Consider the following 22,594-nt stretch of genomic DNA (forward strand, 5'->3'; position numbering starts at 1 on the left):
TTTGTTATCCACGCTAAAATTTCTTTCTATTTATACTTCCCCATTTATTTTTCTTATATTTATATCCGAAAAATGCTTTAAATCTCCACCAAGAAGTAAGCTGTCTATATCCAAAATTTTCTAATACGCTGTATAATACTAGTTTCAGGAAATCACTTATATTTTCATATCTTCTAAAAGAATATTCTTCAAGTAATATTGAGCCTAATGAGATAAATATACCATATAGTACTGCTGCGATAAAAAATAGTATTGCAAACTCTCCATTTAATATTCCAAAAACAAAAGATAATATAACAGTTATATAGCCAGTAATTTCTACAAATGGACCAAACATTTCAAAAAACCAATAATAAGGCACAATAACCATTCCTAAAAAACCATATCGAGGATTAAACAGCATTTTCCAATGTGTTAATAATGAATCTATCAAACCCCTGTGCCACCTTATTCTTTGATTTGACAGCGATTTTAAATCTTCTGGTCCCTGTGTCCAGCATACTGGGTCTGGTATAAACACAACTTTATACTTTCTTTTTTGCCTCTTCATATAATCATGTATCTTTACTACAAGCTCCATGTCTTCTCCAATAGTATCTACTGTATATCCACCAACTTGTTGCGCAATATTTTTTTTAAATACACCGAATGCTCCTGATACTATCATTAACCCATTTAATTCACTCCAACCTACTCTTCCTGATAAAAAGGCTCTTATATACTCGACAGTCTGAAAAACTGCTAGTCCACTTTTTGATAGCCCAATTTCTTCAATAAAACCCTTCTTAATAGTTGAACCATTTGCTATTCTTACGATCCCTCCTGCAGCAACAACTCTTATAGGATCCTCCACAAACGGTCTAACTATTCTCACAAGAGAATTTTTTTCTAAAATAGAATCAGCATCAATAGCTGTAAACAGAGGAAACTTTGCTATATTTATTCCTGCATTTAACGCATCAGATTTTCCACCATTTTCCTTATCAACAACTATTAGATTATCAAAAACAGAAGAAATATATATTTCTCTTATTGGTTCTGTGTTTAATACTTTTTCATATATCATATCTATTTTTTCTAACTTAAATGTATCTATAAGTTTGATCAAAGAATTATCCTTAGAACCATCATTTATAACTATCACTTCAAATTCTGAATACTCAAGGCTTAATAGGGAGTTAATATTTTCTACAATCGTACTTTCTTCATTATAGCAAGGTACAAGTACAGAAATTGGAGGAATAAAATCAGAAGACAGCATATCATAATATGAACCATACTTTATTCTTTTTAAGTGAATAAATATTCCCCAGAATGATAGAAATAAAATAAATGTATATATAATATTTAAAAAAGTAAGATATCCTAGTACAAAACGATTATACTTAGTTATAATATCAATTAATATTGTTTGCCAGTTCACAATCTCCACCTACACTTCTTGTAAGCTTATATTTTTCAATGTTCGAATAAGCCTTTTCTAATAAACTTTTGTTTCCCAAGCCATCTATTGCTAATTGATTAAACATCAGTTCCTTTTGTAATACTTGCCAAGCCATATCCTGAGCAAACTTATCATCACTAAACAACATACACGATAGCATAAAGATGCCATTCTCTCCATGTATAGCTAGACTATTGCCAGCATTATATCTTACTCTCCATCTTGAGTCCTTCATTAACTTAACAAGTATTTTAGTAGAATCAATATTTCTAAAGTTTGATAAAGCCCTTGCTAAAAATGATCGTACTTCCCAACTATAGTCATTGTATTTATTTAAGATCATTTTTGTATACTCAAAATCACCAATATCACCAATTTCATTGCTCGCTTTAAGAGCAGCTATCCTAATTTCTTTATCTTCATTGCTTAAATATTTTTTTATATAAGGAACAATCCTATAATCTTTGCGTTTTGCTAAAGCTTCAAGACCTATTATAATATACTCCTTACAATCTCCATCTATTTTTTTTTGTAGTACTGAGTATATATCTTGATTAATGCCATCAATCATATCTAGAATACGTTTGTAGTTTTTTTGTTCATTGTTAGTTAAACATTTAATAACATATTCTAAATGCTGCGCTCCAGTTATTCTAATTATTGCCTCTCCACTTTTAAACTGTATTTCTTTATTTTTTGATTCCAGTTTTTCAAGTAATATTGGTACAGCATTTTCGTATTTAAGTATACCTAGTCTATGTGCAGCTGTAGCCTGACTCCACCAGTTCCTTTTTTTTATCTCATGCATCTGCTTTTCTACTATACCTGACTCATAAGCTACTTCAATAATAGCCTGTTTCATGTCTCCTTTTGAATAGGTTAAATATTCAAATATTATTTCTTCCATCAAGTTCATTTCAAATCTACTTAAGTTCTTAGATATTTTCATCTTTCCATTTTGATGTAAATACTTTTCGATTCGATCAACAAATAAGTCTCTCTTCTCTCTTTTTATATTACTCTGTATTTTTTTTATGATTTTCCTTGACAATAAGAAAATGAACAGCAAACTGTCAATAATAAAAAAAACAAGAATTGTATAGTAAATAACTGTTTTAAGCATTTTCTCACCTTTTAGTAGTATTGTATTTCTAATATTTTTGTTAGATAAAATCTTAGAGAGATTTCATTATCTACAACTAAGACTTTAGCCATATTCATTTCCCTTAGTTAAATTTCTCAAATAGATCCTTGATAATATAATAAGACTTTTTTAGTCTTTCATGATAAGTAGGCACATCCCAAGATTCCCAACTATATAGAAATAAACTTTCAGAGTATATTTTTTCTCCTTTTATCATCGGTAAAGAATCTGTGATATTCATTTCTTTTCCAGTAACAGTAGCCTCTCCGTTTTTATCTGGCTTAAATGTTAATGCACCTATATGAAACCCCTCAGTAATTTCACTACTACTTATTCCTTGACTCCAAATATCTCCCATAACTTCTCTCGAACTAGGGTCTTTTACATTGAGTAACAACCAAGGAATTCTTATCTCAATAGTATTATTCTTTTCACTTACATAAAAATCTGCGAGAGAATTATATTCATTAGAATCTGGATCACCTATTCCCATCATTAGCCTTCCTGTTTCATATTTTTCAAAAGGAATATATTGAGATTTGTTTGGTATAAACAAACCTTTGTTTAAAGCAAGTTCAATTTTGTGATATATCCCATTGTCTTTTTTTGAGGCATAATCATTTTTAGGAATCATATTCAGCTTTTCTGCATATTGGTAATAAAAGGTATCATAATAACTATCAATTAATACTCTTGAGTTGTCTTTTCCATTAAGCTGAATAATAAAGTCAACTCCTGCATCTGATTTTACATTTGTATTAAATGGTAATGTAGTATTTCCTTGATTCTTTTTTGAATCAATGAATATGAGAGTATTCATTTTCTCCCAATCTACTTTATCTCCCAAATCCTTATAGTCTATTCTAAGATATAGATATCTTTCGTCACTTGTAGCAAACATTTTTTCTAGATTTCTTCCTTCATCATAACCATCGTAAAAACTATGATAATTCGGCTGATTTTGACTTTCATAAGCTTTTATTGATCCATTACCTTCCCATTCATCTATATTCCCATCTATTTTAACCTTTAAACTAGCTCCTGGATCAAAGCTAAGAAGTCCAAATTGTTGTTCATTTGTCTGTGCATTTGACCACATTGGTCTTCTATCAGGATTATCATAATCCATAGTATTCCATGTTCTCTTAAACCACTCATCTTGCCAAGTGAATATTAGTCCTCCTGCATATCCCTCATCAACTATGTTGTTAAATAGCTTTGCATCTATTTCTCCTTGTTTTTTCTCTGAGTTAAAACCTTGATTCATATCATAAACATTTTTATGTGTTAATCCTCTTGAAGCTGGTATCCCAAACTCAGCAACTAAAACTGGTATTTTATGCTGTTCTATTAAATCTTTAAGATACCCAGCATAAGTATTCTTCACACCATTTTTATCCTCATATTGAAGATACTTATCCTCATAATTCATAAAATCAGGATAGTATGGATATATATGATACGAAGCAAACAGACCTGTATACAAATTATCTTTAGCATAGATATTGTTCGGGTTAACACTTACTAAATCTTCATTTTCCAACGGCTCAGCTGGATGAGATAGTAAGTCAGTAGTCACCCAGTTAGTGAAACTCATAGGTCTTTGCCAATTATATTTCTCAGTTTCATAACCTACTGTATAATCAATCATTTCAGCTAACCATATCTCAAAAGGTGACGCTTCTTTAGTATAAACATACTGTCCTTGATAATCTTTTAATTCTGAGTTCTTCTCATTAGTACTATTAACCATATGAGGATCCCACTCTATTCCTAAAATCCATCCTATTACATATTTAGAAATATCATACCTATAAACACCTGACGCATGTCCTCTTCTTTCCTTGATTATTGCATTTCCATGTATCACATCAACAATATTTTTTATTTCCTGCTTGAATTCTGTTTCATTTACCTGCTCAAAAGCATTTTGTGATTTTACAAGCTCTTCTTCATTTATCCACACCCCATGAAATAAATAAAGGGGTTTGTCAGATGTCATATTATACTCATAAAAAGCTTCATAAAATGCTGGTGGATGAAGTGTATATACTCTTATAGCATTTGCATTCATTTCCCCGATATAATTGAACCATCTTAGGTACTCATCTTTTGATATAGCTGTCTCTCCAGGGAAGTATCCAGGTTTCGCAATTCCCATATTTACACCTTTTATCAGTGTATCCTCCCATTCACCGTTAACCATAATTTGAAGCTTATCATTACCAGCCTTTGCGTTAATTTTAACTCCGTCTTTTTCATCAACCTCAATAGTCGTTTTCACTTTATGATCCTTAGTAGATGCTTCCTTCAAAATCTTTTCAATCATAGGCACATATACCTTCCAATAAAATGCATCTTCGCTCTGTTTTGTATCAATAGTTGTGTATTTTTTTATCTTTGACAGTCCTAAGACTTTATAAAACCTGGGCACTTTGTTGATATCACTAAAATCTCCAGCAAAGTAATATGTAGTAAAGGCTCTGTTGTTGTTTTTAATAACTGCTGGAAAAATCGTCGGTAGCTTTTCTCGGCTAAGTTTCTCTTCTCCTTGCTGAGTTAAATCAATACGATAAGAAGCCAATTCAATTCCATTATTTCTAGGTTCTACTACATCAAACCAATAATTATAGTGCACACTTTTATTTATGCCAAACAATTCTTTACCTTTATCATTAAACTCTATTTGACATCCGTCTTTTCCAGTATCTTTTCCTTCTTCAAGTACTATTAATCTATTTTCTTCATTAACAAAAACAAATCCTGCTCCATTAAAACTCCATTTTTTATTATATTGTTTTTCAAAATTTCTAGCTGTCCATTCAGGTATTTCAACATCTCTTGACAAATCATTAAAATATCTTCCTATCCAACCTGTCCACTCTAGCCCCAAAAGATTATACATTTCTTTTCTAGCGTTAATATCAGTTGGACTTCCAAAGGTATTAAATTCAGCTACCAAAGTAGAACCATTTCTATACATGGTTTCCTTAATAGTTTCTACTTCCTCTTCAGTCAATCCGCCATATATGAGCTTAGATTTTTCACCTCTATCAATATCGTCATAATATTCATCCTCATATACTCCATATGTATCTGCCAAATATATGAAATCAGTATTCTCTAATGTTTTAGGCAATTTATTTACTTCAAAATCTTTATTTTCTTTTGGGAAAAAACCATAATAGTCAGTATTATATCTATATGGAAGCTTCTTTTCACCATGTGTATATTTTAGGCTGTTAAGAACCCACATTAATCCCTTGTGCTCTCTATAAGAAATATCTGGAACTGTTTTATCTATGATAACAACATTTAATGTTTTATTCTTTATTATAGTCCAACCTAATATCGATGAACTAACTATTAAAGCTAATCCTAGTAATATAGCTATTTTTTTTATAGATCTCAACATATAACCATCAACCCCTGTACATAATGTAAAAAAGGCTTCTATTCAAGTATTAATATAATAAGGAAGCCTTTTATGAAACCCATTTAGCAGAAATATTATTTTAAAGAAAACTAAAACTTTCATATGGGTTATAAAAATTTGTTTGCATTATCATTATATATTTTATTTCCCAATTTTAACAGATATTTTAATTATCACATAAATATAAAAGCTAAGTCAACCTAACTTAGCTTTTATTTCTTTTATCCTTAGCCTTTAAAAGTCTAGCTGTATCAAGACTATTTAATGGGCTCTTCTTTTCTTTTTCTTCATTTTCATTCTTAGTTTCATCAATACTATCATGGCTATCTGGGATATCAGAATGTTTAATCTTTTTTTGTTTACCTGCTCCAACTGTTTTTGTACTTATATTTTGAACATTAGATGGCTTTATAGCTTTTGGTTCAAAGGTAATATTAAATCTAAAATTAAGCCGTCTAAATGCAATATCTAATAACAAAAGTAATACAGCTAATATCAGTAAAATTCTAAACAAGTCCTTTGAGCCATAAACTTTTTCTAGCTCATTAGCAAATACATCCTTTGGACTTGTTATATACTTGCCATCTGACTTATTTATTAGCATATCAAGTCTGTTTTGAGATGTTGTAATATCATATTCCTTTGAATAATTAGAAGCAATACCATAACTGCCAATATTAACAGCTTTTCCGTCTTTATATTGTGTAACCTTAGCAATATATACACCTTTTTGATCAATTGGAAGTTTACTCTTGTATTCTCCTGGCTTTGAAGGCTTTAATTCTATATCATGGGAGCTAAGGTCTGGTGCTATTATTGTAGCTTTTGTTTCATAGTCGGTACTAATATCTCCAGTATTCCTAACAGTTAATTCCTCTTCCCCACCTATATTTGCCGTTTCAATAGATATATTATTACTTGAAGTTGTCGGAAAAGTCCATTCGATCATGTTTTTAATTAAATCATTTCCTAGTTGTGTTTGAAGATATTCTGAACTCCACCTACCATTTAAATCAGATGTCCATGCAACACTTCTTCCTAACCCGTATTGCCATGCTGAAAGAATAGGATCACCTGTATCACTGGTTAATATATTAAAAGCCCTATCTTTTACTGATGCTCCAATATATCCATCAAGTTCAGGTATTCCTTCAACTAATGGACCTATTATCTCGTGACTATACGAAACGTTTGGAATAAACCTTCTATTGTTTATATAAGCTTTTGATGCTAAAAAGGTCTCTTTAGTAAATATCTGAGGTATAGTCGAAAATTCATCAACAAAATAATATCTACCACTTCCTGTATTAGCGATCCATTCTAGTAATCTTGTATCAGAATCTTTTCCCACTGCGACAGTCGATATAGTTATCCCAGCCTCATCCATATCTTCTATAAGTTGATCATAACCTGCTGATTCTGCTTGCCCATCAGTTAATAATATAATATGCTTTATCTTTGTATCAGCATCCTTTAGTGCCTTATATGCCTCGTCTAGTGCTGGAATTATACTTGTTCCTCCACTTGCTCTAATAGTGCCAATATTTGATTTAATATCATTCTCATTTTCTGTTGACGACAGGTTTACTACCCACTGGGCAGCTCCATCAAATGCAATAACCCCTATCTTATCCTTTGGCTTAAGTGAGTTTACAGCTTTTATCGCTGCTTCCTTTGCTATTTCTATTTTACTTATACCGTATTGTCCGCCTTCCATACTTCCAGACTTATCTATTACAAGCATGAGACCGAGATTAGGTACCTCACCTTTTACTTTCATTTCCATGTCTACTGGAAGAACTTCTTCAAGAGGAGTGTTGTAATAACCGCCAAGTGCATAACTGTTTTCTCCTCCTGTCACAACTAATCCGCCGCCATAGTCTCTAACATAACTCTGAAGCGAATTTAAGAAATCCGTGCTGACATTTTCTAGAGATACATCACTCATTATTATTGTACTGTATTTAGATAGTTCTGAAAGACTATGCGGTACCTCTGTATCTTTTATATGCTGAATATTTAGCTTTGCCGAACTTAACAGCTTATATATCTCTCTTCCACCATCACTTTGGCCATCTATTAGTAAAATATTAGGGCTACCCGTTATATTGGTAAATGTTGAATACTCATTATTTTGGGTAATGCTATCATTTTGAGCATCTATAACAGCTGTATATGATTGGAATCCCGATTGGTCGGCTGTGTCCTTAAAAATAAACTTGTTGTTCCCTTTTTCTATACTAATCTCTTTTTGACCAGCCAATGCAGAGTTAGCGTATAAAGTTAGTTTGCCATTTGTTTTTACATTGCTGAAAATTTGAACTACTATATCAAAGCTCTGATTTTGATATAGCTTTTGGGGAATATCCATTCCATTTAATTGTACCTCGTCATCAATATGTCTATCTGCCTTCAAAATCTTTAAATCAATGTCATTGTATTCAAGAATATTACCTTCATTTAAACTATTTCCGATATTTTCCTCACCATCAGTGATTAGAACAATTCTCTTCATTGAATCCTCAGGAAGCAATGCCTGTGATAATTTTAATCCCTTTTCAATATCAGTGTATCCTCTATCAGGAGTTGTCTGGAACTCAACAGTCTCCATTCCTTTAGTTAAGGGAACTTCTATTTCAGTATTTCTACCAAAAGTAACTATACCAATTTTATCATTTTTTGACGCATAGCTTATAGATTCTTCTATAAAGCTCTCAATTTCTTGTTGCTTATCTCTTGTACTTTCTGACAAATCAACAGCAAAAATAGTAGATATAGTATCAACACGCGTTTTTATATTCATCCCTGAAAGTGCTAAAACTATAAGAAAAATTAAAGTACATCTAACAGCAATGATTGCTCTAGCTTTTCTTCTTTCCATATGCGCTACGGCATTTTTGAAATAGAGAACTAAGAAAATAAACAATGGTAATAGAATTAGCATCCACGGATTGTCAAAGCTAATAGCCACGATTATACACCACCCATTCAGCTGCTAGTAATAGAAGTACACATAATAAAAGAATATCTTCAATACTTCTCTCTGATTTAATTTTACTTTGTCCCTGTATTGCTTTGTTATTAGACTCTTTTCTCATATATTCAGTATTAGATTCATTTAAAGTATCAATATTAGAAGCAAAATAATTGGTAAATACCTGTTCATTGCTATCTTGCTTTATAGTATAAAATCCAGTTTCATCTGTGTTAGTATATGGAGGCAATGGAAACGGCGGCCCTATTTTTTCTTTTTCACCATTTGGAGAAATAACATATATATTTTCTGCCTTTGGAAGTATATCAATCTCAATACTTTCACCAGAAGCTATAGATGTTTTCTCTTGCCTACTTAGATTCAAAGTATAATCTAGCATATTTTGAATAAGTATGGGAAAATCAACTTTAAGTGGTAAATCAGTATTATGAATATCAAAACCGCAAACAATATATTTTTGCTTATCTTTCTGCCCCTTAAATATAACCGGTTCATCGTCAAAAATGAGTACTGGTATTGCCCATTTAGGTGCTTCTAATTGCTTTGCTTCACCTAATACAAAATCTAATTTTACATATCTAAATAAGTCATCATTTAACAGTTTTAGCTCTCCTTCTTTCTTTGTATCTAGAACGTTGAATAACTGATTATTTGAAGGATTAAGCATAATGATATTACCATCATCAGGAAGCTCTTTTGGTAGCATACCATCGAAAACATATAAGTCATATCCATTAAGATTTTCTATCACTTCATTAGATTTATATAAATCAACGCCTTTATTTAATGATATAGCCTTTTCAAGAAAAATATTTTCTTTACTAATTAAAAGGACCTTTTTTATAGGATTGCTATTTACAACATGATATCTAGAGTTGTCCAAGTCAAGAGCATCATCAATATCAATGTCAATTTTTATGGTACTGATCTTATTGTCTAAGTTATCCCAGTATACATCCTTACTTTCATTTGGTTTAAGGCTTATTTCTCTGACATCATGTAATTTGCTATCAGTAAATAATGACATGTCAAAATCAACAGCTTGAGCTGAATAATTTGTTACAGTAGTCAAAACCGTAATATCATTACCATTGATTGAATGCGATAAATTCTCTATAGCAACATTAATACTGTTGCTGTTTATATTATTAATGACTACGTTATCAATATCTGTGATTATTTCTTTATCTGTAAAGAAAATAACATTATAGCTTGTCATATCTTTTGTCATAGCTTTTACTAGTGAAATGGTGTCATCAAAATTATCACTTTTACTAGACGGCTTAATCGAGTTTAATCTTTTTTTAAGATTTGCTTTGTCTTTTGAATTATTTACTATTATATTTGGGTTGCTATCTACAGTTATTAAAGTTGCTCTCGTATCAGGCTTTAAGTTATTTATAATCTTCTCAATCTCTTTCGTCGCAACATCAAATCTAGTTTCATCTTTTTCCTTGCTTTGCATGCTTGCAGATGTGTCTAATATTATAATTAAATTTCCACCACCAATTTTATCTGAAAAAATATACGGTTGTGCAATAGCAAACACTAGAGCTGTAAATGTTAATAGCTGCAAAAGTAGCAAAATATTTTTTTTGAGTTTTTGCCATGGTCTATTCGCCTCTACATCTCTTAGAGCTTTTTCCCACAAATAGTTACTAGATATCCTTACATCTGTATGCTGTTTTTTTAGTAGATACATCAATATGATTGGTATTAACCCAATCAAAAATAAAAAAGACATTGGAGAATAAAAGCTCATGTTATCACCTCAAAATCCCAGCCTTAATCAAATTATCAAATACTATGGATTCTATAGAAGTCTCATTAGAAATAAGAGTATAATAGCATCCATATTTCCTGCAAATTTCTTTAATCTTGCTAAAAAAAGAGTTGAGTGTTTTTTCATATGCTCTAATAACAGACGAAGCCATAGATATATCCTTTGCTTCATCTGTTTCACTATCAATAAGTCTGACATCTCCTGTGAACTTAGGTCGTAACTCTTCTGTACATAAAACTTGAATCACAACTATGCTTTGATTCATATACGATAGGTACTTGATTATTTCTTCAAAGCTATCACTAAATAGATCTGATATTATTATAGATATCCCTCTTTTATATGGACGTGACTTTATAGCATTTATCATATCACTTTTCTGTTCACAGTTTATTCTATCTAGATAGTCTACTAAACTTGACAGTGACTTCTTGCCATTTATAGGACCGAGACTATCAAGAGTGTCATTGTTTTGATTAAATGCACTTACCCTATCAAGATTAGATAAGCTTAAATATCCTAATGCTAGAGCAATCTGCTTTCCTATAAAAGCTTTTTTAGGACTACCAAAATCCATTGACTTTGAAGCATCTAAAAAAATATTAATATTTGCTTCTCTTTCTTCCATAAACAACTTAATAAACAATTTCTCAAATCTGCCATAAGCATTCCAATCTATCTTCTTAAAATCGTCTCCTGATACATATTCTCTAAAATCTGAGAATTCAACTGAAGAACCTTTGCTTTTTGATTTTCTTCCACCACTGTATCCATTGTTTAAAATTACATTAGAGTTTAGTTTAAGTGTTTCAAGCTTTTTAAGAAGAGTACTGTCAACTAACTTTTGCTCCATACTATCAATCCCTTTATATTATTTCTTTTTATGATGTTTCTTTTTTTAGAAGCTCTTCGATTATCATATCACTGTTGATGTTATCTGATATAGCTTCGAAATTTAAAATAACTCTATGTCTTAAAACAGGATAAGCAGCATATTTTATATCATCAAAAGATACATTATATCTTCCTTCAATGAGTGCCTTCACCCTTGCAGCTTTAATTATTCCCTGAGCCCCTCTAGGACTCGAACCATATCTAATATATTTCTTAGTTATTTCCGGACTTCCATCTGACTCAGGATGAGTTGAAAGTATAAGCTTCATTGCATAATCCATAACTGGTTTAGCTATAGGTATATTCTTAGCAACATCAGCCATTCTGATGATCTCTTCTCCATTAGTCACCCTTGAAAGCTCGTTTTCTTTAATTGATGTAGTCATATTTACAATCTGGCTTAACTCATCAAGTTTAGGAAATTTAACATCAAGTTTGAATAAAAACCTATCCATCTGTGCTTCAGGCAATGGATAGGTTCCCTCCATCTCAATTGGGTTTTGTGTGGCAAGTACAAAGAAAGGCTTATTCAAACTATAAGTAGCATTACCTACAGTTACAGTTTTTTCTTGCATTGCCTCAAGCATAGCACTTTGAGTTTTCGGTGTTGCTCTATTTACCTCATCAGCTAAGACAATATTGCTGAATATAGGTCCTCTCTGAAATGTAAACTTGCTTAGTCCATTATCATCATGAGTAATTATATTTGTTCCTACAACATCTGCTGGCATTAGGTCTGGAGTGAATTGTATCCTGGAAAAATCTAAATCAAGAACCCTTCCTATAGTCTTGACGAGCTGTGTTTTTCCAAGACCAGGCACTCCCTCTAGAAGTACATTACCTTCACACAAAATAGCTATAATCACCTGCTCTATAATATCCTGCTGCCCAATTATTGCCTTACTTATCTCATTTTCAATATCATTAACCTTATTTTTAAAGTCAATTATCTCTTTTTCTGTTACTTCCACGCCTCTCCCACCTTTGCTAATCTAATTCACTAAAATATTCTTTTATGATTTCTTTCATACTATCAGGTATCTCATCATTATTAAGTCTTTTATAAGCCCCCTGTTTGTATGAATCCAATACTTCATCATAAGGAACTGATTCACCAGCAGTGTCTTCAAATTTCTTTATCTGAATAATATCCTTATTTCCTGAATCATTCATATTAGAATGTATTTGAGTCGCATTTCCTTCACCCCCAAGATTTTTGGGTGTGAACAGCTTTTCGTATTCTTTTACCTGTTTTTCTGATTCTTGTTTATTACCTGCCGAGCCAGAAGAACCACCACTACCATTTTCGCTTCCTGGAGATGTTCCATTACCAGCCCCACCACCTGTTCCTTGTGAGTTTCCATTTCCACTGCCTTGTCCTTGTCCCTGCATGCCGCTACCACTAGCAGAGCTTCCACCACTTCCTGAATTACTTCCTTGACCATTCCCTTGGCCATTTCCATTCGTTCAGCCACCTTCTTTGTTACCGTTTGTTGTGTCTGACTGCAACGAACATTGATCTACTGTTTCATTTAATTGACTTAATGCATTTGTTGCTTGAGTTAGTGATGACAATACTTCTGTATCATTTAATGCATTTGAGAAAGCCTGCTGTAAATTATTCATACTGTTACTCAAATTAGAATTATCCGCATTTTGACTTATATTTTGCGATAATGCTCCACTAATATCCTTAAATGCCTTTGCAAGCTCGGGATTTTTGCTTAATTCTTGAGCAAGGGCTTCCATATCTTTTGATATTTTTTTAAGCTCTTCTTGATTTGAGTTTTTTATATTGTCAGCCATTTTTTGAAGCTGCGATGCAACTTTTTTAGGATCCTGGCTTTCAAGCTTCTTTGCTAACTCTCTTGTAAATTCTTTATTTGCTAATTTATCTGATATCTGTTTTATTTTCTTATCTTTTAACTCTTTTTCTATTTCATTAATTTCTTTTTTAGCTTTCAATATATCTTTTTGTAGTTTTTGCAAATCTTTAGGCTTATTGAGTTGTTTTCTAAGCTCTTTAAGCTTTTTCTCAATCTTGCTTTTTTCTTCAACGCTTAGTTGTTTATCTTTTACAATTTCTTTTTCAACCTTCTTAATATTCTCTTTTTCTTTCTCAATCAGTTGCTTATTTTCTTGTTGCTGTAAAGCTATCTCATACGAAGATGTTCTTATAAATCCAACCATGATTGAAAATACAATTAGAGATATTGCTACTACTAGTATTTTTATAGGAGGCTTAAGCGAAATGTTTTTCTTAAGTTCATCATCACTGAGCTTTTCTATAGTATCCTGTTTCTGAATATTAGACAGATTTGAATTATCTTCAAAAAGCTCAAGAGATGTAACAACTCTTTCTTTTAGTCCCATTGAGTCGGCTAAAACACCTGTGTCATAATATGATGGTCTTTTTATAATCGCCCATATGATACCTACAATGCATAACACAATCCCTATTTTAAAAAGCTTATTCCATATAAATAATACAGGAAAAAACCTGGAAATAAGCATTAATAGTAGTGAAATAGCAGAAAAAACTAGTAAATCATAAGACAAATACATTATCATTTTCCTGATAAAATATTTAACTCTGAGTGGCCTCAATAATTCAATTATTTTCCTATTAAGCATATATTTCAGTCCCCATAGTTATTTTACTTTCTTAGACTTTCTTTTCTTAGTGTTATTTCCTAATCTAGTCATAGGATTTATTTTTAATGATGAAAGAGACAACAATATAAACGATACAACCAAGTCAAAACTAAGATTTATATATAGTGGTAATAACGGAGAAGTTTTTGCTCCTCTAGACAGTCCTCCAAGTATATCTTCCCCCATCATTTCTGATAGAATTGCCGCTAACCCACTAAATGGATTTGCATAAAGAATTATAGGATAATTAGATGTAATTGACAGTCCTTTTGGCATATAGTAAAACACCTGAAGCATCAATATAACAAAAAATGTTCCTCCTACAAGTCCTAAAGTTATTAAATAGCTAACTATAGTAGAAGCAGTTGTCTTTTTAAAAAAGGTTGAACAAAAAATACCAATGCTTCCTAGTAGTATAGATGTAACGAAGTAAAATGCAAATATTGTTAAAATATTTCCCGGGGAAACTCCTCCGAAAAGAAACATTATACTCAGCACTGGAATCGAAACAAGCAATAACAGGATAATCTCTGCTAAAGAAGACATCAATTTACCTAATATAATAGACCTGCTCGAAAGCCTAGTACATATAAGCAAATCCAAAGTACTTCTTTCCCTCTCTCCTGAAATACTACTGGATGTAGTAGCTGGTACAATAAATATTATCAAAATCAATTGTAAAATTGATATTATAAAAAACATCTCTTTTAACGAACTCGGTCTAACACCTCTATAATTATTATATCCTAAAAACGCTTCAGAAAATATTAATAGCATTAAAGCTGCTAAAATAGTAGTATATATGGACATCATTAATGGAGTTTTCCATGATCTCATTCTAGTTTTTAATTCTTTTTTCAGTACTGGGTTCATCATTCGTTATCCCCCCTTGTAACCTTCATAAATATTTCCTCTAAATTACTTTGAACAGGATTAAAAGATAATATTGGTAATTCTTTTGAAATCATTTTTTTAATTAGCTGCACTACTTCTTTTTCATCTCCATTGTACTCGAATTCTACTGTTCTATCATTGTCATATATCCCTCCAACTAGAGGTTCTTCTTTTAATAGTTTCACAGCATCGTCTACTTTATCTAATAATTTCATCTTAATTATATTGATTTTATTTACTTTCTTCATTATCTCGTCTACAGAACCACTTATAACTATTTTGCCATGCTCTATGATTCCAATGCTAGTACAAAGCTCGGACAATTCAGGAAGAATATGTGAGCTTATCAAAATAGTTTTTCCCATGTTTTTAAGTTCTCTCAAAATCTCCTTCATCTGAACTCTTGCTCTGGGATCCATTCCTGAAGCAGGCTCATCTAGTATTAGAAATTTAGGATTATGAATAAGACTTCTAGCTAGACAAAGTCGCTGTTTCATTCCCCTCGAAAGAGAATCTACATACTCATCCTTTTTATGCGATAAATCCACAAGCTCTAATAAATCAACCATCATTTTTCCCTTTTCTTCGTTTGATAGTCCAGCAACATCCCCATAAAATTCAAGATATTCATTTACCTTGAGGTTATCATAAACTCCAAAAAAGTCAGGCATATATCCAATACTCTTTCTTGCTTCCTTTAAATTTGAAGCAATGTTAAAGTCATTTATATATATATTTCCTTCATTAGGCTTTAATAATGTTGCAATCATCTTAAGTGTAGTAGTTTTACCAGCACCATTAGGACCAACAAATCCAAAAATTTCTCCTTCTTTTATCTCTAGCGAAAGATTATCAACAGCAGTAAATTTACCATATCGTTTAGTCAAGTTCTCAATTCTTAACATCTATTTCGCCACCCCTTTTATCGAAAATGCCGGCATCTCTACAGAATTATTTTCTGTTGTTTCTATCATAATCTTCACTCCAAGATTATCATCATAATATTGGTTACGGTTGCTATTGTCTATAGTTAAATTAGTTGTATTATACTTTTCCCATTGATTTGTTTGAAAGTTGAAAATTGAAGCGTTGTAGTTTTTTATAGGATATCCGTTTGTTATGTCTATATCTATTTGTTCAAAACTAATACTATCATCAGACTTTATAGAAAATACAGCATATCCCTCACCATAAAATCTTCTTTCTGGTATCTCTGGATGTAGTCCATTTATTTCCACAACCTCAGGTAATAATGCGCCAAAAGGTATTTGTACCTGCTCTCCTTTTTCATAATTAATATTAATAGGTATTATTATTAAGTTTCTATCAATTCTTTCAGGTTTTTCCCCATTAATATTTATATCACTAGAAATCGGCTCTGTATTCCAAGCAAATAATAGTATATTATTGTTGTTACCTTGATTGAAAACTTCCCAGAAGTATCCGTCAAGTATGTCTCTTTTAGTATTGTTATCAAGTATATCCTGACTTGTAGAATTTCTATTACTATAATTCCATGGATAAAGATTATCTAGTACTCTGTAAAAATCCTTACCGACATTTTTTGCACTTGAGGACTGCTTATTAAGGTTAAGGTTTATGTTCTTTGATTCACCTTTACTAATATCACCTAGCTTATAAAAATCTAATCCATATAATATAAATGCATCTTCTAGATTTATCGAAGTATTGTTTTGGAGGCTCCCAATTAAGGTGCCATCTTTTATCTTAATGTCTTGAGTATACCCTTCGTCTAATGACTTGACTTCTTGAAAGTTTATAGCTTGAGTATCCCATGTGCCTCTTTTTTTAAATATAATATGCCTTTCTTTCTGCAAGTCGTATTCTAATACTACATCTCCATTCACAAAGTTTGCATAATTCATGCTATCTCTAAATGTCGCAGAAGTATTTAGGATAGCTTTTCCACTAGTGGTTATATCAATATCGCCTTTAGTAAATCCTAGAATTCCAGATACAGTCTTAATACTTGCTTTCTGAGTTAAATCATCAAGTGTAATAATAGAGATATTATTCATTAGTGGATTTTTAAAGCTTGTCCCAAGTCCCCAAACATACATAACCAATGTAAATAGTAAAACTATAGCAGGTATAGAAAACCAAGCCTTTTCTCTTTTATCAAGTTTCTTTAGAACAATATAGTTTATAGGTCCTACAGCAATAATAAATATGCCTATTAATATAAAAACAAATTTCATTGAAGGCATCTTATCCTTTGGAATATATTGTACAGTATTAAAAAACCTGTTACTGTTAAAGAATTTCTGACTATCAGCTCCTGAGGAAGAGTTAGATCTAATCTTTTCTGATAACAAGTTTTTGATAAAATCTATCCTTCCATTCCAATCCTTAAAAGGGCTAAGCCCAAGATCAAAAGCAGTAAATATTATCCTACCGTTTCCAAGCTGATTTTCATATGCGAGTACACTATCTTTATGTTTTAATAACTCCTTCCCCCCACTAAAAGCTCCAACTGCAATAGGTAGAGGAACGTCTGTATCAAACACTTCTCCAGATGGACTTAATACTTGATTAAAGTTATCTAAAAATGATGTCCCTTGAACACTCATATTGTTAATATTTCCCAATCCTTTTAGAGTTCTATTATAGTTTGGTCCGGTTCCAATAACAAGTGTGCCTCCATTATCAACCCACTGTTTCAACGCTTTTTCTTGATTATCATTTAATTTCTCTGTATCGTAATTGTTGATGACAATAACATCCAATACATCTAAATACGAAGCCTGTTCTGGCATCACTTCATCTAGGTCTGCTATTGATGATGTTAGTGAATCCTTATTATTATTTGTTTTCAGAAAATTTACTAGCGTAAGATATCTTAAGCTATCAACATCATTACTTAGAACACCAATACCTACTGTACTTGTGGATTTTCCAGTATTCATATTGAACTTCTTTTCCCAAACTACTTTATCTCTGTCATCTAATATTCTAACCATAGCATTTGTTCTGTGAGATTCAAACACTAAATCCATATCTATTACTTTGGTAGCACCCTTAGCAATATTAAGGTCTTTAGTATATGCCGTATAAAGTTTCTTGTCCGTATAACCTTCCTCAAATAGAAGTTGAATTTTCCCATTTATATCTCTAGAGTTATTTTTTATTTCTACACTTATTGGAGTGTTGTAAGTATATTTGTAAAATCCTTTAAATCCTATATCAACATTAACTACAAATTCTTCTTCACTATATGCTGTACTTGAATTTGCGGTAAAGGATATCAACAATAGCATAACTATAACAAAACAACCCAATACCTTTTTAAAATGTATCATTTTAAGCCCCCTTAAACTGTTTATTGTATATAATTTGACGCTAAATTAGTTAAAATAGTTCCTCCCTTAATACTTTAACATAAATATAAGATTAATTTATTAAAATTTCCTTAAGAATAATGATTTTACATTATTTAGTTACTTATTCATAGTCACATAATTGCAGTAGTATTTACAATCTCATTATTTGTATGATAAACTACTTTCATCTATCATAGAGCTCTGCTTTAATCTTACGTATATCTCAAATTCAAATATAAAGAGGTGAACCCTTTTTTGGGAATTTCATGGTACCTAAGCATTCAGTGTTAATTGTTGCCTATCAAAAAAACACATTAAAAAGATTAGTAAAACAGCTTCAAGAAATAGGATTCCTTAATTATTTCAATTTAGAGGGTCGTACAGTAGATGAACTATTTCTTTCTATTGCTAAAGGATACGATTTAATTGTTCTTTCTAGTAAAGTTATTTATCCAATGGTAAAACCTTATCTTCCAGAGAAAACGCCTTATATAATCGCTAAAAGAACTATTAACTATGCTAATATTCAAGATCTCCTTGCTATCCCAAAAGGCATGAAAGTATTACTAGTAAGTGATTTAAAGGAGGCATCCGAAGAAACTATTGTGACTTTAAAGGAAGCAGGAATAGACTATGACTTTGTTCCCTATTATCCTGGAGCATCCTATGACAGTAATATCAGAATAGCGGTTACTGTAGGTGAACCCCAACTAGTTCCCCCTGACATTGAAAGGGAAATTGACATTGGTAACCGTGTAATTGATATCTCAACTATTACAGAAATTTTAGAGCACTTTAAAGCCTCCAATGATACATTTAATCAACTGTCTGCAAGATTTATGCAATCACTAGTTTATATAACAGAAAAATTAAGTGATGAAATATTTCAGTCAAACTTTCTAAGAAAAAGCTTAGAAGGTATCATAAACAGTATTGATGATTCTGTTTTAGTGTTTTCAAAGGAAGGAATAATAAAGAGTGTCAATCAACGAGCATTGGACATAATCAAGCTACCAAATGAAAATGTACTTGATAAACCAGCTAATGAAGTAATCGATCACTCCCTTATAGAAAAACTTCGTAATTTAGAAGTAGATGAAGATAATTTTGTTGAATATAATCAAGTAATATACTATATAAGAAAGAAAAAAATTCTTATAGAAGATAAATTATTTGGGCATCTGTATTTATTTAGAAAAGCCGATGAAATACAGAAGATAGAGTACAACTATAGATTAAAAACTCAGAAAAAGAACTTAGTTACGAGATATACCTTTAAAGACCTAAAAACCCAGAATAGTTCAGTACTAGAGCTTATAAAAATTGCCAAAAAGCTAGCTAAAAGCTCTTCTACTATATTGATACTTGGAGAAACAGGAACTGGAAAAGAAATATTAGCCCAAGCTATCCATAATGCTTCACCAAGAAATAAATATCCCTTTGTTGGGGTTAATTTTGCAGCAATATCTGAAAGTTTAACAGAAAGTGAACTATTTGGCTATGAAGAGGGTGCATTTACAGGGGCTAAAAAAGGTGGACATATGGGACTTTTTGAACAGGCCCATAAGGGCACTATTTTCTTTGATGAAATTGGCGATGCTTCTATGATGATTCAAAATCGCCTTTTAAGGGTACTACAGGAAAAGCAGATGATGCGTGTTGGAGGTGACAATCTTATTACTCTAGATATAAGAGTAATTGCTGCAACAAATAGAAATCTTCTTGAAATGGCAAAAGAAAATACCTTTCGTGAAGACCTCTATTACCGTTTGAATGTTTTACCACTTTACCTTATTCCTCTTAGAAAGAGGCCTGAAGATATACCACTTCTTGTAAATATGTATGTTGATAAATTTACTAAAGAACTAAAGCGTGAGCCTTTCCAGCTATCAAAAACAGCATTAAAAACAATGTTAGATTATAACTGGCCAGGGAACATCCGTGAATTAGAAAATGTAATAGAATATTTAGCTCATATTGCTGATTCAGTTGTATTCAAAGAGCAGCTCCCCTTTTTAAACACACAATATGCCTTCACAGGAATAAACGATAGAAATGTCCATGATCACGAAAAAAAGTTAAGCGAATTTGAAAAAAAAGGATTTATTGAAGAAATGATGGAGATTCTATCATATTTGTCAGGAGAAGGTCGTCCATCTTGTGGAAGACATGCAATACTTGAACATATGGAGATGGTTGGCTTTTCACTATCTGAGCAACAATTGAGATATCGTCAAGAATTATTAAGCAATGATGAATACATTATTACTGGACGTGGTCGCAAAGGAAGCTCTATATCTTCAAAAGGTCGCTCCCTTTTAGAATATTATAATAAGCATTATATTTAAGAATTAAAAAAAGCAGCTATTTAGCTGCTTTTTTCAATATCCAGATTAGCTAATTCATATATAGCCTTAGCATATATTGCAGTTGACTTGAGCAAATCATTAATCTCAATATATTCGTCCTTCTGATGAGCGGTAGACTCTCGTCCAGGAAAAACAGGACCAAAGGCTACACAATAGTCCATAAGACCAGCATAAGTATTCCCACCAGTTGATAAAAAAACGGGTTCCTGTTCTGTCTCTTCATAATATACTTGCTTTAAAGTTCTGATTATTGGATGGTCTCCAGTAACATGATGAGGTTTCTTTCCTCTTACTTCACTTACTTCAAAGCCAGAGGACTCAGCTACAGATATAATCCTTTCAATAGTACTCAAATAATGGGTAGTAACAGGATATCTAATATTTAATTGAATAAATCCTCCATCGTCTCCTTCATATTTTAGAATTCCAGCGTTGACAGTCAAAGGGCCAGTTATATCGTCAGAGTGTGCAATTCCAAATGCACTTCCATAAAAATCATTATATAAAAAGCTATTTACAAAGTTAAAATAGCTCTGATCCTGAGGATGGAATAAAAATCTTCTTAAAAAATTAATCATCAATAGACCTGCATTAACTCCTTTATAAGGTTCCATACTATGCGCTGACTCACCTTCAATCATAAGAGTTATTTCATTATCATTATTACTGATAGAACTTTTTAAATTTTTACCAGTACAATAATCCTTAAAGCCTTCTAAAATAACTGAAACTTTTTCTCCTCTTATAGTAGCATAAGAAGAATCTGGAACCATATTAGCTCTATCTCCTGAAATAAAATGTACTAACTTAAAGTCATAATCATGATTTTTATAATCCTCTGTATTCTTTATTTGCGAAAGCTTTACATTAACCTGTCCCTTTTCTGCATTAACTATTGGAAAATCTGCATCTGGGCTGAAAGCAGCAATAGGTAGAGATTCTCTTTCGATATACTTCTTAATTCCTCTCATACCACTTTCTTCGTCAGTGCCAAAGATTATTCGGATCTTATGATTAAGTGGTAGTCCTAACTCCTTAATAATCTTTAAACCGTAAAAAGCAGCTATGGTTGGACCCTTATCATCAATGGCTCCTCTTGCATAAATCTTATCATCTCTTATAGCTGGTTCAAAAGGTGGTGATAACCAATCTCCTGTTGCAGGTACCACATCTAAATGACATAAAACTCCCACATAATCCTCACCATTTCCATATTCCGCTATACCTGCATACCCCTCAATGTTTTTAGTTAGAAAGCCCGATTTAGATGAAATGTTAAGCATATATTGTAAGGCTTCATCTATTTTTTCTCCCATAGGCTTATTTTCAGTAGCAGTCTCTAAATCCTTTACACTTTCTATACTGAGTAGGCTTTTTAAATCGTTAATTATATTTTCTTTCCTCAAAAGTACCTCCTGATACCAATCAATCCGTTTCAACTATAATACCCCCAGTCTTAGTGTTTATATTTTTTATAACCCATAGGAAAGTCCTAGTTTTTCTTAATATTAACTTTCCGTTAAATGGGTTTCACAAAAGGCAACATTATAATGCTTCTTTAGAAGCCTTTTTTATATTTAACCATTTAATAAGATTGCAAATACCATGCCATGATTATGTGTATTCGAATAATACCAAA

The 22,594-nt window shown here is 31.7% G+C and carries 14 protein-coding genes; 1 reads left to right on the plus strand and 13 read right to left on the minus strand.

Annotated elements, in window-relative coordinates:
• Nucleotides 1-13: 13 nt before the first annotated feature.
• The 12 genes from HNR33_RS12945 to HNR33_RS13000 all read right to left on the minus strand — a co-directional run bounded on the left by HNR33_RS12945 (nt 14) and on the right by HNR33_RS13000 (nt 18,565).
• Nucleotides 14-1,423 (minus strand): glycosyltransferase family 2 protein, encoded by a 1,410-nt coding sequence (locus HNR33_RS12945; RefSeq protein ID WP_429083949.1) that lies wholly within the window; start codon nt 1,421-1,423, stop codon nt 14-16.
• A complete protein-coding gene (locus HNR33_RS12950; RefSeq protein ID WP_429083951.1) occupies nt 1,398-2,567 on the minus strand; it encodes a HEAT repeat domain-containing protein in 1,170 nt (389 codons plus the stop codon). The genes HNR33_RS12945 and HNR33_RS12950 overlap by 26 nt, the downstream gene beginning before the upstream one ends.
• Nucleotides 2,568-2,670: 103 nt before the next feature.
• The gene (locus HNR33_RS12955) at nt 2,671-6,003 is read right to left on the minus strand and encodes a hypothetical protein (RefSeq protein ID WP_429083954.1); all 3,333 of its coding nucleotides are present in this window, start codon (nt 6,001-6,003) and stop codon (nt 2,671-2,673) included.
• A 226-nt stretch (nt 6,004-6,229) separates the two neighbouring features.
• On the minus strand, nt 6,230-8,995 hold the full coding sequence (locus HNR33_RS12960) for a VWA domain-containing protein (protein ID WP_429083956.1): 2,766 nt from the start codon (nt 8,993-8,995) through the stop codon (nt 6,230-6,232).
• Complete coding sequence (locus HNR33_RS12965) at nt 8,985-10,781, minus strand: vWA domain-containing protein (RefSeq protein ID WP_429083959.1); 1,797 nt, start codon at nt 10,779-10,781, stop codon at nt 8,985-8,987. Before HNR33_RS12965 ends, HNR33_RS12960 begins: the two co-directional genes overlap by 11 nt.
• Before the next feature lie 4 nt (nt 10,782-10,785).
• Entirely contained in the window at nt 10,786-11,655 is an 870-nt protein-coding gene (locus HNR33_RS12970) for a DUF58 domain-containing protein (protein ID WP_429083961.1), read from the minus strand.
• Between the two features lie 28 nt (nt 11,656-11,683).
• Nucleotides 11,684-12,667, minus strand: a complete 984-nt coding sequence (locus HNR33_RS12975) for an AAA family ATPase (RefSeq protein ID WP_429083964.1) — start codon at nt 12,665-12,667, stop codon at nt 11,684-11,686.
• Between the two features lie 16 nt (nt 12,668-12,683).
• Nucleotides 12,684-13,088: a hypothetical protein gene (locus tag HNR33_RS12980; protein WP_429083966.1), complete on the minus strand. Its 405-nt coding sequence runs from the start codon at nt 13,086-13,088 to the stop codon at nt 12,684-12,686.
• 75 nt (nt 13,089-13,163) lie between these two features.
• The gene (locus HNR33_RS12985; protein WP_429083969.1) at nt 13,164-14,330 is read right to left on the minus strand and encodes a hypothetical protein; all 1,167 of its coding nucleotides are present in this window, start codon (nt 14,328-14,330) and stop codon (nt 13,164-13,166) included.
• A gap of 18 nt (nt 14,331-14,348) precedes the next feature.
• A complete protein-coding gene (locus HNR33_RS12990) occupies nt 14,349-15,227 on the minus strand; it encodes an ABC transporter permease (RefSeq protein WP_429083971.1) in 879 nt (292 codons plus the stop codon).
• Nucleotides 15,224-16,150, minus strand: coding sequence for an ABC transporter ATP-binding protein (locus tag HNR33_RS12995; RefSeq protein ID WP_429083974.1), 927 nt, complete (start codon nt 16,148-16,150; stop codon nt 15,224-15,226). The genes HNR33_RS12990 and HNR33_RS12995 overlap by 4 nt, the downstream gene beginning before the upstream one ends.
• Nucleotides 16,151-18,565 (minus strand): hypothetical protein, encoded by a 2,415-nt coding sequence (locus HNR33_RS13000; RefSeq protein ID WP_429083975.1) that lies wholly within the window; start codon nt 18,563-18,565, stop codon nt 16,151-16,153.
• 287 nt (nt 18,566-18,852) lie between these two features.
• Between HNR33_RS13000 and HNR33_RS13005 the strand changes: the two genes are divergently transcribed.
• Complete coding sequence (locus HNR33_RS13005) at nt 18,853-20,934, plus strand: sigma-54 interaction domain-containing protein (RefSeq protein ID WP_429083978.1); 2,082 nt, start codon at nt 18,853-18,855, stop codon at nt 20,932-20,934.
• Between the two features lie 20 nt (nt 20,935-20,954).
• On the opposite strand, the gene pepV is transcribed toward HNR33_RS13005, so the two are convergent.
• On the minus strand, nt 20,955-22,394 hold the full coding sequence (pepV, locus tag HNR33_RS13010; RefSeq protein ID WP_429083980.1) for a dipeptidase PepV: 1,440 nt from the start codon (nt 22,392-22,394) through the stop codon (nt 20,955-20,957).
• Between the last annotated feature and the right edge of the window lie 200 nt (nt 22,395-22,594).

This window comes from Brassicibacter mesophilus (assembly GCF_050433385.1).
In the GTDB taxonomy this organism is placed as follows: domain Bacteria; phylum Bacillota; class Clostridia; order Tissierellales; family Proteiniboraceae; genus Brassicibacter; species Brassicibacter mesophilus.

Bases quoted from the DNA above. Each gene is read 5' to 3' on its own strand.
- HNR33_RS13000 (WP_429083975.1), bottom strand. From the start codon at position 18,565: ATGATACATTTTAAAAAGGTATTGGGTTGTTTTGTTATAGTTATGCTA.
- HNR33_RS12965 (WP_429083959.1), bottom strand. From the start codon at position 10,781: ATGAGCTTTTATTCTCCAATGTCTTTTTTATTTTTGATTGGGTTAATA.
- HNR33_RS12950 (WP_429083951.1), bottom strand. From the start codon at position 2,567: ATGCTTAAAACAGTTATTTACTATACAATTCTTGTTTTTTTTATTATT.
- HNR33_RS12980 (WP_429083966.1), bottom strand. From the start codon at position 13,088: ATGCAGGGACAAGGACAAGGCAGTGGAAATGGAAACTCACAAGGAACA.
- HNR33_RS12970 (WP_429083961.1), bottom strand. From the start codon at position 11,655: ATGGAGCAAAAGTTAGTTGACAGTACTCTTCTTAAAAAGCTTGAAACA.
- HNR33_RS12990 (WP_429083971.1), bottom strand. From the start codon at position 15,227: ATGATGAACCCAGTACTGAAAAAAGAATTAAAAACTAGAATGAGATCA.
- HNR33_RS12995 (WP_429083974.1), bottom strand. From the start codon at position 16,150: ATGTTAAGAATTGAGAACTTGACTAAACGATATGGTAAATTTACTGCT.
- HNR33_RS13005 (WP_429083978.1), top strand. From the start codon at position 18,853: ATGGTACCTAAGCATTCAGTGTTAATTGTTGCCTATCAAAAAAACACA.
- HNR33_RS12955 (WP_429083954.1), bottom strand. From the start codon at position 6,003: ATGTTGAGATCTATAAAAAAAATAGCTATATTACTAGGATTAGCTTTA.
- HNR33_RS12985 (WP_429083969.1), bottom strand. From the start codon at position 14,330: ATGCTTAATAGGAAAATAATTGAATTATTGAGGCCACTCAGAGTTAAA.